The sequence below is a fragment of the Cysteiniphilum sp. QT6929 genome, from assembly GCF_030035755.1.
GTDB classification, from domain to species: Bacteria; Pseudomonadota; Gammaproteobacteria; order Francisellales; family Francisellaceae; genus Caedibacter; species Caedibacter litoralis.
Genome location: NZ_CP103983.1, coordinates 791,548 through 806,260, shown reverse-complemented (window position 1 = coordinate 806,260; position 14,713 = coordinate 791,548). Strand labels below are relative to the sequence as shown.

Here is a 14,713-nt window from a genome sequence, read left to right as displayed (position 1 = left end):
TAACAGTATTAAGCATTCTTTAAAGTAACCACAGGTTATTTTTGTTGTTATGCACCATAGACATATTCGGTTTTATGCTCAATGGGCTTGTTATTTGCATCATGACCTTGGGTTGTGACTAAATCAAGTCGGTTTAACGCTTTGTTGTAGCGATAGCTGGCATGGTTAACAATATCACTATGGCTATCCGCAGGGCAGTAGAACGTATCAGTTGATGCGGCATCTTTTTCTTGACAGTCAAACGCCAATAGTTGCTGGGTATCTTTGTCATATTGATATTGATTAATCGTATGTGGTGTGATGGTTTTGATGATATTGCCATCATCATTATAGGTCATTGTATAATCATAATGCACACTGTTATCGGGTGTCACTTGACTGAAGTAAGACAGCTGCGGTAAGCCATTATGTCCGTTGTACTCATAGCGTTTGATCAACACTGCATTACGTGATTCAACTATTTGCCCGCGATCATCATAGCGATAGGTGGTTTTGCCTGCTAAGCTGTTGGTTTTGGCAATAACCCTACCAAGATGATCGTATTCATAATCAGTGGTTGTATGCGCCAGCGAATCCGCTGTTTGTGTCAATACCCCATAGTTATTAAGCACTTCCGTATAGGTAACGGGGATCAAATTATCTAATGTCGTTGTTGTTTGATAAACCGAGCCATCAGGATAGTAGCTGTAATTGATTTTGCTATTCTCATCCGAGACTTCAGTGACTTGTGTTGGAATCGCTGGGTTATCATAGCGATAGTTGATTGTTTTATCGGGTCGAGTAATTGTAATCAGTGAACCCAGTTCATTATAGCTATAGTTAAAAACATCACCTTTTGCTGTTGTTTTGGTCAGCAGATCACCTTGCGGGTTGTAGGTATAAGTGGTTGTAGCACCTTGGACGGTTTCGCTAATCAATTGCCCTAATGCATTATATTGACGTGATCCTAGGAGATAGGTGACATCATTATTCGCATGATCAATGACTGAAAGATTGGTTATCTTGCCATAAAGGGGATCATATTGATAAACAAGACTACTTTGTGTGGCTTGTTGATCTTTTTGAGTCACCTCTCCTTTATTATTGTAGTGATACGTCGTTTTGTTGCCATGTTCATCTGTAGTGTTCGCAGTGCGTCCTAGACCATCATAGCTCTCTATAGTAGTTTTATAGGTTTCATTTTGCGCAATAATGCTATCTATCGTGGTTGATAAGGTATTTGCATTTGGCGTATTGCCGTTGCCAAGCGCGCTTAGTGCATTCAGTAGCTGTGTTTTGGTTTGTGCATTATAAAGTGCTTTGCCATTATCAAATTGCGCATCAGATTTAGTTAAAATGACATAGCTGTGTTTGCCTAAAAACAGAGATTGTGTTTGGTTGTTTACTTTTGTTGCAACGACATTTTGTTCACTAACATTAATTAAGTCAGCTTGGCATCCAGTAGGTTGCCCCATGGCGTTATGGCAAGGACTATTTGGTGCGTCAATCACTTGACCATTGCTGTAAAGCTTAAGGCTGATGCTACGATTACGGATGCGGTCGTTGATAGAATAATCAGCACTGCCGTCGGGGTTGATGGTCAGATCATTATTACCTGCGACATCATAGTGATAATAAGTGGTTAACGTTTTGTTTTGGTCGATATAACTGGTTTTATCGCTTATTTGCCCAAGTGCATCATAGTGTTGCGATGCAAGCGGGCGAATACCTGCGGGCAAATCCGTTGCATAATTTGTCGTGCTGTGATTAGTATCACTGCCAGCGCGTGCAATCTCACGACCTAAACTATCGTAATATACAAAGTCAATATCACCAGTGGCAGCATTGGTTTGCTTCACAGATAAAAGCCCGCGTGTTGGATCAATATGGTACTCATAGTTATTAATGATTGGATTGGCGCGATTAGCAAAGGCGATGTTTTGGGTCACTCGCCCAAGTAGGTCATACTTGTAGGTCATAACATTGCCATAAGCATCTGATTCGCTAATCATTTGTCCTGTATAGGCGCTAATTGTTTTTGTTTTACCCTGAACGTGCTCTTTGCCATTAGTAATAGCTTCTTGAACAGTAATGGGTGCAAATGGTGTGCTATTGTCTTGATGGTAACTTGTCGTCATGGTGGCAGCTGAGTTATTGTCATCATTGAAGCTTTTTATCTTGTATAACGTGTTTAAATTTGTTGAAGTTGTAACGGTTTCGGCTGTAGTCAATCCAAAGTCAACTGCTGTTGGATCACTACTAGACACCGTTTTTTGCACACTTAATAATGGCTGACTAGCAGATAGTAGGGCGCGGTTGTTAGTAGTCGCAGTATGAATTTCTTTGCCACTGACATAAGAGCTGCTATAGCTTTGAGCGCCATTTTCACGATTAATATTGGCAATTGGATAATTGGTTGTGATGGCATCAGGGGTTGTCATACCCTGGATGGTTGCAGGTGTTGTCGTTTCACTTGAAACAATATGGTCAAAAGGACCAGCAACACTGGCAGGATAATACTGATAATCGGTACGAATGCTATTTTGATCAATCTTAAAATTCATGAGTCCAGTATTTTGATCAAAGCCTGCGTAGCTGTATAAAGTGGCACCTGCTTGTCCGCCTTGACCATTGATACCAAAGCTTTGTTCTTGCATTGCAATAGGCTGTAAGTAGCCAGCGCTAAGTCCACTGAAGTATCCATTGCTACTTTGCTCATAAGTCTGTGAGGTTTTCTTAATGAGTTGTCCATTCGCATAGATTTCGGCTTTTATCGGGCGATGAAAATGGTCATAAGTTGTTGTCGTGGTTCGCGTGTTGCCATTGTCATCCTTTATTGTCTGACTTGATTGATAGGTATAACCACTTTTAACATTGACCAGCATTGGATCTTCATGGCTTGATGGTTTTGCCCCTGAGCCAAACCCAAGATAGTTATGTCCGCTTGGGTCGTAACTGTATTCGATAACTTGTGCGGGCTCCATCATGGTTTGACCATTTGACATCCAGCTTGGATATTGGGTGTTTGAGCGAATGATTTGCTTAGAAACAACAGGGATTGCCTGTCCTGTTAGGGTTTTAAGGGAGGCGTTGTAATCAACATGAAACGTTGCACCAGTAGGCAGTGTCAAATCACTAACAAAACCTAACGGATTATAGCCGATAATGGTTGTGGCTTGCTCGCCATCATCTATAGGCGTTGTCACGGATATAAGTTGCTTTCCTTGAATATTAAGCGTCACATTTCTAGGTGTGCCATCGATGCCTAGCGATTGGATGTTTACGGTGCTTGTTTGATAGTTTATTTTGATTCTGCGCACATTTTTGCTATTCTCATCACCGTCAGTTATGGCAATAAGTTGGTTTCCTTGATAACTATAATTGGTGGAGTAGCCTAAGGCGCTGACTGTCTTAACAATATAGCCCTTTTGGTTAAAATAGCTGACATTCCCACTGGCATCGGTAAAACGATAACTGCCATCTTTAGCTTGTTGGAAGGCAAATTGAGAACCTTGGAGTTTAGCATACTGCAGTTGATTACCTGGAAGCATGCGATAACGTCCTCCACCAGGGAGCAAGAAAGTTGCTGTTTGCATATCGACATAAGGTAAACTAAAGCTCCAACTAGGCGCTACAGGATAGGCACTAAAGGCATTTGACCCTGTGTATTCAATACTTAAATCAACTTGCCCACCTTGTAGTGCGTTTGCCCATAAAGAACCGACTTTGAATGAAACACCAAGGCTGCCGGTGCGTGGATCAACCTCAAATCCGCCCATGCTTTTTAAGTTGTAGGCATTGGAGACAATATCACTGTTGATAGCGGTAGCTGTTAAGTTAAGCTCGGCATGATTAGATGCTTTTGTTGTGGTAGTGCTTGATTCAGCTAGATCATTAGTGGCCTGAGGAGTTTCTAAAGATCCTGTATCAGGTGCAGTGACGATGCTACTATGATCTGTGCTAACATTTGCATAAATGGGTGAGCTCAGTAAGGTGCTTAATAATAAGCAGCTGATTTTTTTTAGTTTGAAGGTGTGTCTATCTTTCATAATTTTCCTTGATGTAAGTGGTGGTTAGTCAAAAAGCTATTCTAATTTAACAAAGCAACGGAAACTTTGAAGTGACTTGACGTTACATTTGATGTTGTCTTAAGTGCTAGAATACCCCAGCCCAATTAGCTACAGCCTTAAAGTTTTCATCTGTACCATTAAAAGAAAACATATTCTCAAAACTCGTCAATCCATGAGCATTACTAAATTTATCGATATTAGCTCTATAAAAATTTTTCCTTGCCGCAAGGGGTTCCTTTCCACTATTTTTCGAAATATTAAAATTATCATTAAGTTCTGCTAAGCCATTCTCAGGTATTGGTGTTGTTGCTAGTGCCTCCTCAAAGGTTGGCATGGAATCGAAATTAAGCGATTTTCCGTTGTATCTAGGGATGACTATTTCCCTTGGCATGGAGGCATGGATTCCGGTGTGAATGATAGCATTTGCTGCAAAGTTTATGCCAAAATTCTGTAAATTAACCCCTTTTTGTAATCCGGTGGCGATGCTTAGGCTCTCTTGAGCGATAGCGCTTGCTGCAGACTTAGCTATCACATGTGCAGCCATATTTGAAGTAACCTGACCAATGCCGTATCCTGCCGCTTCTCCTGCGGCAAGAGTGCCAAGACCAACGACCACATTTTTCCAACCGGTAGAGCGCATTTGATGCGTCCAGTTTTTGCCGGTTCCAGCATCCGCGATAGAGTCTGCAATAACTGGAGTGGTGACTGCAACACCAATCGATGCAGCCGATAATGTGCTGGTATAGCCAGCAACAACAGCGGGGGTTGCTGCACCGCCTGTTGCCATAATCGCTAAGGCAGAAGCAATAGCAGTTAGCCCAAGACCAATGCCCATATCAATTTTTTGCCATTTACTCATATGTCCTGAGGGATCAAATGCCATAATGGGGTTATTATCACTGTAGGCATAGCCATTAATGCCCCCTTGATCAAATGGCGATAAACTATCGTATTTCATAAATAAACGCAGTCTTGGGCTGTAGCCGCGATAACCACTTCCTAAAAACTGATTGCCAGTAACCTGATCTGTAAGCATATCATTGTAGCCCTTACTTGAGTCAGCTAAGTCAAATACATCAAATGTTGCGCTATCTGGCTTCATGTCACTTTGGTAACCAAAGGGTAAATAGCGATAGAAGTGAGCAAGTTGCTGGGATTGATCAATAAGAGTAACAACGCTACCAAAATTATTCTGTAAGTAATATGAGGCTTTTATTTGATTGTTTGTAACAGACAACTGCCCATGTTCAAAATAATGCGTGATATCGTTAACTTGCACGTCATCCAGAATTCGTCGATCCTGATAAAAATGATAAAGTGGTTCACTTTGATTGAAGGACTCTGCCATTTGCTGATTCAGTGCATCATAGCGGTACTCGATAGTATTACCATTGGTTTGCAATACTTTTATTAGCTCGTCATCGCTGTCGTATGTTAGGTGGTTGGCTTGATCATCGAACGAGATATTACCATTTTGATCATATTGAATGGTTTTAACAACGCCATCTTCAATGATGCTACGCAATTGGTCTGGGTTACTGGGATAATTTAACGTGGCATATGCGTGCCCGTAAGTGTAAAGCAATACTAAAGGCACTAAACTAAAATAGCTCAATCCTATGTGGCAAAAGTTTCGCATGGTATGTCCTTATCTACTCACTAGCCTTACATTCCTGAAACTATCGAACACTAATCGGTAGTGGCTGCCAAAGTTATAAGATACGGGAAAATCGGTTGAAAAATCGTTTAAAATATCTGTTTCTGCTATTTTATTACCATCTACAACGATTATGTCATTGTATGTTGTATATGCTCTGCCATCTTGCACAGGCTCATGTTTAAAAGTGAGGATGGTAGAACTGCCATCTGCGGTTTTTAATACCCAAGAAGCACGTTTATTAGCGCTATTGCAGGTTCTAGAATCTTTGTCCATAAAAATAGAAAGCTCAGCATCTTGTGGATTGATATTAAGCGTGTGCGGTCTCACATACGACACACATTTAGAATATTTATGTCCGGTAATGTAGTTGACTGATAGCTGTGTGTCATTGGCATTATTTTGAAAAGTCATGGGATGTGAGCCGGAGGCAAAAGCACTCATGCTGCTTAGCAGTCCCAGTGTGATGCATAATTTAATGGTTCGCATATAAAAACTCCTTGGGTTTATGAAAAATATTAAACTTGTTAATGCTCTTATTAGGCTAAAGCATAGGGGTATCATAACGAGATAATACATATGCACCAGTAACTTAAGGTTCTTTGTGATTGATTTTAGAGCTTTAGGAGTGATCAATCGAGTTAATAAAGTAACCTGTGGTTGCTTGTGGGGGCAAAGTGCTTAGTGGTACATTCACGTTGTGGTCATGGTTAAGAATAAAAAGCCGTGGTCACACCAAACTTAAATTTAGCCACAAGGAGATATATGAAACTAAAACAGTTAACCCCAGTACTTTTTCTAATCATTAGCAGTCACGCTTTTGCCGCATCCTCGCATCCTGTTACTTTTCAGAATAATGCTGGAGGTGATGTCAATGTGAATTATCTAAAAGGGCATGCCTATTCAAAATGTGTGTCTTATGTTGATCCAGCACATCTAACTATTCCAATGAATGCTGCGAAGACATCAGTGTTTGAAGATCGTGATAGTAGGTCTTGTTTAAATGGTAATAAAAGAGCTTCTTGGGAAATTATTGCGCCTAATATAGATAAAATAGTGATTACTTTGGAGCATAAAAAAATTGGAACCCGTTGGCGAACTTTTTTCTCGACAGAGCATGGCATCGTAGCAACTCCAACCAAGGTCTATTTTGATAAACTACGCTATGCGCTAGATATTAAAGATATTAATACAATCACTATTTTAAAGTGCACCTTACCTTGGCAGTGTTGATATCACTGTTTTAAAATAATGCACGAGCAGTATTGCAAAAAATCCCAGATATTAACACAAACCAACTAGCCAAAGATCAGGTTTTTAGGCTACACTTTGGGTGGGAATTAAATTACAACGATATTCCGATAATCAACATTTAAAAGGAGCTTAAATTTATGAATAAAGTAATTAGACCAAAACGTGTGTATGCAGCCATTTGGATGCTCTATGGTGTGAGTATTCTGGGGCTGTTGGATTTAATGACATCTTCGACTTTAGTTATGGTGCCAATGGAGCATGTTTGGCTTGACGTGGTTGCTTACATTGTGCTCATAGCCGTGGCATTTGTAATTAGTCTGGGGGTTAAAGCGGCAAAATGGATTTATATAATCCTTGCAATTATCTGGTATGCATTTTTAATCTTTTATTTGCCAGAGCACGCCAGTCATCCGCTTAATTTTTGGTTAGTGTTTATTGAAATTATTTTAATGATTGCCGCATTTTATATTTTGTATCAGCCAAAAGCCGTGCGTTGGTTTAATAAGACGCAAAGTGTGTAACTTCCTTTACTGATAGCCTAAGCATAGTGCTAAGTAATACTTCACTCCATAGATTATGGCATTCACAGATAAGTCAAAGGTTGGTTCATGCACCATTGAGGTGAAGCCTAAAGTTTCATTACGCACGCCTAAAAATGCATAACATGCTGGAATCTCTTTGGCAAAGTAGGAGAAGTCCTCTGATGCCATCCATGGGATATGAGATAGTAGCGTGTTTTTCTCACCGACCACATGATTTGCTGCGGCAATGGATTTTTGTGCGCAGTTGGCATCATTTTGCGTTTCAGGATAACCAGGCAGATAATCGATATCAACCGATCCGGCATAAGTGTGGGCGATACCATTGGCAATTTCACATAAGCGTTTTTTAACGAGTTCGCGCGCAGCTTGGCTAAGATAGCGAATACAGCCCTTAAGTTTAGCCTTATCGGCAATCACATTATAAGCACTACCAATATTAAGTGCGGTGATAGAAATCACCGCAGGGTCAAAGCTTGAAAGGTTTCTTGAGGCAATCGTTTGCACAGCGTTGACAAATTGCGTTGCCATAATCATCGGATCATTGGTCGTGCATGGCGTGCTTGCATGCCCACCTTTGCCGATAAAGGTAAGATCAAATAGATCGACACCGGCTAAGGCGACAGGTTGGCAAATTTGCATTTTCCCTTCATCAATCGAGGGTAATACATGGATACCATAAATAGCGCTAACACCTGCTAATGCACCATCTTTGATCATTGCTGGTGCGCCACCGGGTAAAACCTCTTCAGAAGGTTGAAATAAAAAGCGTACATTAATCTTTAATTGGGCTTTTTGAGTAACCAATGTATGCGCTGTGGTGAGCACCATCGCACAATGCGCATTATAATACCCCAAGAAATTTAAACAGTATCTTTTGAAATTCATTTCCGATATATTGTTGAAAGTGAAATGAACAGAGGGCGTATTTATGAGCACAAAAAGGACAAGTTACTCATCCGAGTTTAAGGTCAAAGTTGTATTGGAATTATTGGCAAATGAGCTTACGTTAGCAGAGCTTGCTAGCAAGCATAATATAACGACAAAAAACATCCAAAACTGGAAGAAAATCTTCTTGGATAATGCCGTTATTGCTATGGAGCCAGCCAAGGCGGTTAAAGAGTACAAGTCTGAAAATGATAAGCTTCAACACGAGGTGGATAAGTATGCTAAGAAAGTTGGTCAGCTTACTATTGAGAGGGATTGGCTTGAGGGAAAGCTCGCAAGCTTGGACTTATCAACTAGAAAATCTATGGTAGAGTCCAAGCTAGAAACTATTTCCATAGTTAAGCAATGCCAATTACTGGGTATTAATCGAGGCACCTGCTATTACACGCCTAAAATCAATAAGGAAGCACTTAAAATTAAAGCGCATATCCAGAAAATCCATGAAGAAATCCCTATTTATGGTGCGCTGAAGGTTCATCAGCAATTGCTTGAGGATGGATTTAGTGTCAGCGTGAATACGGTGCAGAAATACCGTCAGGAAATGGGCTTAAAAGCGGTGTTGGCTGTCAGGTTTCCTAATTTGTCCGAGCCTTGTAAACAACATGTTAAATACACTTATAAACTGCGTGGTATTAATATTTGTCGCGTTAACCAAGTGTGGTCTACTGATATCACGTATGTGAAGCTTAAGGGTGGTATGGTTTATCTTGCTGCGATAATTGATTGGTATTCAAAAGCCGTATTAAGTTGGCGTATATCGAATACGATGGATAGTAGCCTGGTAATGAGTGTTTTGCATGAAGCCCTTGATCGCTTTGGCAACCCTGAGATTTTTAACACTGACCAAGGCAGTCAATATACCTCGCATATACATACTGAGGCATTATCCAGTAGAGGTATTACTATTTCAATGGATGGCAAGGGGCGAGCTACTGATAACATTTGTATTGAGCGTTTTTGGCGCAGTGCAAAATGCGAGCGAATTTATCTTAATGAATATGGTTCTTTGCCTGAGCTTAGGTCTGATCTTGCTGATTATATTGATTTTTATAATCACCGTAGATTTCATGAGAGCTTGGGATACAAAAAACCAATGAATGTGTACAAAGAAGGTGCTATTGAATTTAAAAGTCAGGTGCAAAAAACATTGCAGGTTGCATGACATGTATAGGAATAAGAATTTTTAAAAAACTGTATTGACACTTTGGGGTAGAATACATCATGCCCACACATATGTGCTTTGCCATCGATGGTTGACTTGTAATCACACGTGTTTTGCTCATGTATGGGTAACGCATCCATATCAGCGCGCAGTGCAATCATCGGATAATCAGGGTTAACAATCAAATCAGCAATAAGTCCTGTTTTGCCAATATTACGCTTAATCGTTAATCCAAGCGTTTGCAGTTTGCCTGCGATAAAATCGGCAGTATTCTCAACATCAAAGCCAAGCTCAGGGTGGCGGTGAATATGCTCACGCACTTCGCGTAAATAGTTTTGGTCAATGGTTAAGTCCTCAATGGTATTAGGCATTGAGAGTCTCCTTTTTTGACAAATGTTTAAGTGTGTTTGCTGTAACTAATGAGGCAGTTAAGCAGCTGATTAAAATCAGCAAAATGGTACTGTTTAAAATTGCATTACTTAAAATACCTGTTTTATAGCCGACCAAAATAATCGCTAAAGTTGCAGCAGCGTGCGCGCTACTTAAGCCAAAGATTAAACGACCATCAAGAGGGGATAGTTTAAGTGCAATCTGGGTAAATTTAGCGGCAAGCCATTTACTTAAAAGCGCAACAATGATTAAAGTAATCGCGATACCTAAGACATGATGAATATCAACAAGCACATGTAAGTTCACAATCATACCAACGCTAATCAGAAAAACTGGAATAAACAAAGTATCGCCAATAAAATGAATTTCGGCCTTTAATTTTTTCTTTTTGGCAACAAAACGATTTAAGGAAAGACCTGCAAAAAACGCGCCAATAATCGCATCAACGCCAATGATCTCAGCAAGTAAGGCCAACAGAAAAACGACCAATAGCACAAAGGTGTAGTGCAGACTTTTCTTGCGCGCAAAAAGATAAAAAAAACCTTTAGCAATATAAGGGATAACAGCAAAGGCAATCAAACTGAAAAGAATAAAACCAATGACAAGACTTATCAGCATCATCATATTGCTACCTTCTTGATGAAGTCCGGTGACAAGGGCTAAAATAAGTAGCACTACAGTGTCGGTAATAATGGTGCCGCCCACGGCAATGGCAACTGCTTGGCGTTTGGCGTGTCCTTTTTTACTGACCATCGGATAAGCAATCAAGGTGTGGGTTGAAAACATGATTGCAACTAAAATAGCTGCACTGGCTTGAAAACCAAAGGCATAATGAAATACGGGGAAACCTATAGCAAAAGGGATAATAAAGGTCAGTATGCCAAAGAGGATGCTTTTGCGTTTATGCAGTTTAAACTCTTTCATCTCAAGCTCAAGACCGGCTAGAAACATAATATAAAGAAGTCCAGTGGTAGCAAAAATCGTTACCGCAAGGTTTTGATCTAAAATATTTAAGGCATGGGGACCGACGATAATACCAGTGATAATCAATCCGATAATGCTCGGTATTTTGCTGTAATGACAAATCACTTTAGCCGCAAGGATGAGCACTAAAACAACGGCAAAAATGCTCACAGGATTATCTAGCGGTAGGGCAAATAAGTGTTTAAGCGTTTCAAGCGTATGCATGAATAATCCTTGTTAATTATGTTTTAAATACTTTAAAAGTGTTCAAATTTTTTATTGGCAACTGAAGTTACGTACTTTTCTATTACAACACCCCGCCTCGTAAACTCGGCACCCCTCTTGCAAAGAGGGGAATATAACATCAACTCCTGCCTAATTCCCCTCTTTGCAAGAGGGGTGGCAGCCGCAGGCTGACGGGGTGTTGTTTAAAGTCAGGGCATTTATTTATGTTTATAGGGCGTATAATACGCCCCTACGTAATCACTATTATCGGCAAAGTTATTTCTAACCTAATACATCAACACCTTTAGGTGGTGTGAAGTCGTAGGTTTTAGCAGGGATCTTTGCGATGGAGATATCATAAAACTCAATATGTGTGGACTGCCCAACTTCTGTTTGGATAAGCATGGACTTTGGTGTGCTGCCAGCAAAAGTAATATCGATATATTTAATCAAAGATTGATCATTGACTTTGGGTGTTAAGCGATAAGTATGCTCGCCATTTTGCGTGATGCTAAAGAGCTTTTGCAATACTTTACTATCACCGGTTAATAGCAGCAAATACGGTGCTTGCGAGATGTTTTTAGGCACCTCGCTAATTGTGACTTGCTCTAAATCTTCATCATAGTTCCAAAGTTTTTGACCATTGGATAACAGCATTTGTTTTTGTGGCGACTCAACCTGCCATTTAAAAAAGCTTGGTTTGCTTACCCATAATTCACCCGTGCTCGTTTCTTTAATGCCTTGTTGTGGATTCACTAAACTTTGACGAAATTTAGCATGCATGTTTTTAAGATTGGTTAATAACGTAAACAATGTACTATCAGCATCATTATTTTTGATATTTTCAATATTCTTAGAATTCTCAAGAGTGGCAGTTTTAGTTGCTATTGATGTGATGCTTTTATCCGCTGCAAATGTAGGCTTTAATAGTACGCTAGAGAGTAGAGTAACGGCGGTTAAACCTAAAAGACTATATTTAATCAATGGCTTTATTTTTTGTATATTGTTCATTTCTGTTACCTTTTTACCAGTACTTCACGCATGCCATTGCTTTGCATTTCACTCACAAGACCAGCTGCTTCCATTTCCTCAATCAATCGTGCTGAGCGGTTATAACCAATGCGCAAGCGGCGTTGGATGTTTGAAATTGATGCGCGCTGTGTTTCAAGTACGATTTTAACAGCTTCATCATACAGTGGGTCAGTGCTATCAGCACCGGCCTCACCCTCACCACCTTCTTCATCTTCACTAGCGGTGATGCTATCGATATACTCAGGTTCGCCCATTTCTTTCCATGCAGCAACCACGCGATGCACTTCATCATCATCGACAAAGGCGCCATGCACACGAGCAGGCACGCCTGAACCAGGGGGCAAATAAAGCATATCACCATGACCTAAGAGCTGTTCAGCACCTTGCTGATCTAAAATGGTGCGTGAGTCAATCTTTGATGACACTTGAAAGGCAATACGTGTTGGAATGTTGGCTTTGATCAAACCCGTAACAACATCAACCGATGGGCGTTGGGTTGCAAGGATTAAATGGATGCCTGCTGCTCGCGCTTTTTGTGCTAAGCGCGCAATCAGTTCTTCAACTTTTTTACCCACAACCATCATCATATCGGCAAACTCATCGGCAATAACAACGATGTAAGGCAGCTTCTCTAATAATGGCGCATCTTCATCGTGTCCTGGACGCAGCTTAAGCCACAGTGGATCTTTCATTGGATCGCCTGATTTTTCCGCTTCAAGGATCTTGTCATTTAATCCGGCAATGTTTCTAACACCCGCAGCTGCCATAAGTTCGTAACGTCGGTCCATTTCTTTAACACACCAACGTAGCGCATTAGCCGCCTCATTCATATCAGTAACAACCGGTGTCAAAAGATGAGGTATACCTTCATAGATCGATAACTCAAGCATTTTTGGATCAATCATAATAAGACGCAGATCATCCGGTGCTGATTTATAAAGCATACTGATAATCATCGCATTGACACCAACTGATTTACCAGAGCCTGTGGTTCCTGCAACCAATAGATGCGGCATTTTGGCAAGATTAGCTGTTTCAGGTGTGCCTGCAATGTCAACACCTAGCCCCATGGTCAAAGGTGAGCTTGATTCGATAAATTTCTTATGCGCCAAAACTTCTTTTAAACGCACCATTTCACGCTTTTGATTCGGTAGCTCAAGACCCACATAGGGTTTGCCAGGAATGACTTCAACAACACGCACACGTGCGGCAGAGAGAGAACGTGCTAAATCCTGTGCCAAACCACTTAATTTACTGACTTTAACTCCTGGGGCAAGCTCAACTTCAAAGCGGGTGATCACAGGTCCTGGATAACTGCCAACAACTTTAACCTGTACACCAAAATCAGCCAGTTTTTCTTCCACCAATAACGCCATCTTTTGTAAGAACTCTTTAGAGATAAGCTCTTTTTTTGCTTCAGGATCATCAAGTAGATCTAATGATGGTAGACCAGTAATTTTATCGGTCTTATTTTTAGGTTTTTTAGGTATTGATGACTTACTTATAGGCACTGGTAAAGGGATGTCATTGATATCAGGTAATGCCTCATCATCAAGCGCTTTTGTTAGTGATTTTGGTGTGAATTCATCATCAAAAGGCTCAAAAGAGATCTCGCGATCATCTATGTGTTGATTAATGCCTGGATCATTGTAACTCAAGTGATCAAGTGTATCATGCTCAGCCATTAAGTTATCTTGCTGTTGTTCTTTTTCTCTTTCTCGTTCTTTCTCAGCATTTTTTGCCAGTAATTTTTGCTCTTTTAACTCGGTCTTTTCATCCTTTTTTTGCTGCTTTAGCGCTTCTTTTTGCGCTTTTTGTTCAGCGCGCGCTAGCGCTCTTTGCTCTTTTTCTTCAGGAGAGCTTGTGAAAAAGTCTTTTATTGTCATCACAATAAAACGAATAAGAGCAGCAAGTGAGCGAATCCAAAAACCACCTGAAAACAAGGTTAATCCTAAGGCAAAAGCAACAATAAGCACCAAAATGCTGCCGGCAGTGCTTAGGTATAAAATGGCATATTTAGCGACTTCCTGCCCTAAAATGCCGCCAGCGCCTTCAGGCATGTAGACACTAAAAACAGACAATCCAATCTGAGCCAATCCGCTTCCTGAAAACACCAATAAAATAGCACCAGCAAAACGCATAAGCATCAGCAGTATGCTACTCTCAGCAAAGGTTTTACGCTCAAGAAAAAGCTGCCAGATGCCATAGACCAATAAAAAGGGAATCAAAAAACCAAAGACACCACAAATGCTTAAGATAATGTTGGCAGTATAAGCACCGACAATGCCGGCGTAATTGTAGACCTTATCTTGTGATTGCGCGATCGTCCAACCTGGGTCGTTACTGTTATATGAAAAAAGCGATAACAATAAAAACAAAGCAATCGCACCCATTAATACAAGCCAAGTAATCCGTAAGCGATCAACCAATAGTGGATGAAGCTCCTTTTTAACGGTTGCTTGATTGGCAGATTGTTTTGCTGTTTTAGCTGTTT

General features: G+C 40.5%; 10 protein-coding genes and 1 pseudogene. 3 read left to right on the top strand and 8 right to left on the bottom strand.

Annotated features, from left to right (window positions below; all coding sequences use genetic code 11):
* Positions 1–47: 47 nt before the first annotated feature.
* The 3 genes from NYP54_RS03460 to NYP54_RS03450 form a co-directional block, all read right to left on the bottom strand.
* Positions 48–4,028 carry a hypothetical protein gene (locus tag NYP54_RS03460; protein WP_283157181.1) on the bottom strand — a complete coding sequence of 1,327 codons (3,981 nt, stop codon included), beginning with the start codon at positions 4,026–4,028 and terminating at the stop codon, positions 48–50.
* A 106-nt stretch (positions 4,029–4,134) separates the two neighbouring features.
* Positions 4,135–5,688: an RHS repeat-associated core domain-containing protein gene (locus NYP54_RS03455; RefSeq protein WP_283157180.1), complete on the bottom strand. Its 1,554-nt coding sequence runs from the start codon at positions 5,686–5,688 to the stop codon at positions 4,135–4,137.
* Positions 5,689–5,697: 9 nt separating this feature from the next.
* Positions 5,698–6,195: a hypothetical protein gene (locus NYP54_RS03450; RefSeq protein WP_283157179.1), complete on the bottom strand. Its 498-nt coding sequence runs from the start codon at positions 6,193–6,195 to the stop codon at positions 5,698–5,700.
* Between the two features lie 276 nt (positions 6,196–6,471).
* Between NYP54_RS03450 and NYP54_RS03445 the strand changes: the two genes are divergently transcribed.
* A complete protein-coding gene (locus tag NYP54_RS03445) occupies positions 6,472–6,939 on the top strand; it encodes a hypothetical protein (RefSeq protein ID WP_283157178.1) in 468 nt (155 codons plus the stop codon).
* Between the two features lie 158 nt (positions 6,940–7,097).
* Positions 7,098–7,481, top strand: coding sequence for a hypothetical protein (locus NYP54_RS03440; protein WP_283157177.1), 384 nt, complete (start codon positions 7,098–7,100; stop codon positions 7,479–7,481).
* Between the two features lie 6 nt (positions 7,482–7,487).
* Here the strand turns inward: NYP54_RS03440 and NYP54_RS03435 are convergent, their stop codons facing one another.
* The gene (locus tag NYP54_RS03435) at positions 7,488–8,387 is read right to left on the bottom strand and encodes an amidohydrolase (protein ID WP_283157176.1); all 900 of its coding nucleotides are present in this window, start codon (positions 8,385–8,387) and stop codon (positions 7,488–7,490) included.
* A 43-nt stretch (positions 8,388–8,430) separates the two neighbouring features.
* Here NYP54_RS03435 and NYP54_RS03430 point away from each other — a divergent pair, with 43 nt between their 5' ends.
* The gene (locus NYP54_RS03430) at positions 8,431–9,609 is read left to right on the top strand and encodes an IS3 family transposase (protein WP_283155794.1); all 1,179 of its coding nucleotides are present in this window, start codon (positions 8,431–8,433) and stop codon (positions 9,607–9,609) included.
* A gap of 56 nt (positions 9,610–9,665) precedes the next feature.
* Here the strand turns inward: NYP54_RS03430 and NYP54_RS03425 are convergent.
* The 4 genes and pseudogenes from NYP54_RS03425 to NYP54_RS03410 all read right to left on the bottom strand — a co-directional run.
* A pseudogene (locus tag NYP54_RS03425) lies at positions 9,666–9,980 on the bottom strand (M20/M25/M40 family metallo-hydrolase); the annotation flags it as partial.
* Positions 9,973–11,187 (bottom strand): cation:proton antiporter, encoded by a 1,215-nt coding sequence (locus NYP54_RS03420; protein ID WP_283157174.1) that lies wholly within the window; start codon positions 11,185–11,187, stop codon positions 9,973–9,975. The gene NYP54_RS03420 and the pseudogene NYP54_RS03425, both read right to left, overlap by 8 nt.
* Positions 11,188–11,469: 282 nt before the next feature.
* A complete protein-coding gene (gene lolA / locus NYP54_RS03415; protein ID WP_283157173.1) occupies positions 11,470–12,198 on the bottom strand; it encodes an outer membrane lipoprotein chaperone LolA in 729 nt (242 codons plus the stop codon).
* A gap of 5 nt (positions 12,199–12,203) precedes the next feature.
* Positions 12,204–14,648, bottom strand: a complete 2,445-nt coding sequence (locus NYP54_RS03410) for a DNA translocase FtsK (RefSeq protein WP_283157513.1) — start codon at positions 14,646–14,648, stop codon at positions 12,204–12,206.
* Positions 14,649–14,713 lie beyond the last annotated feature (65 nt).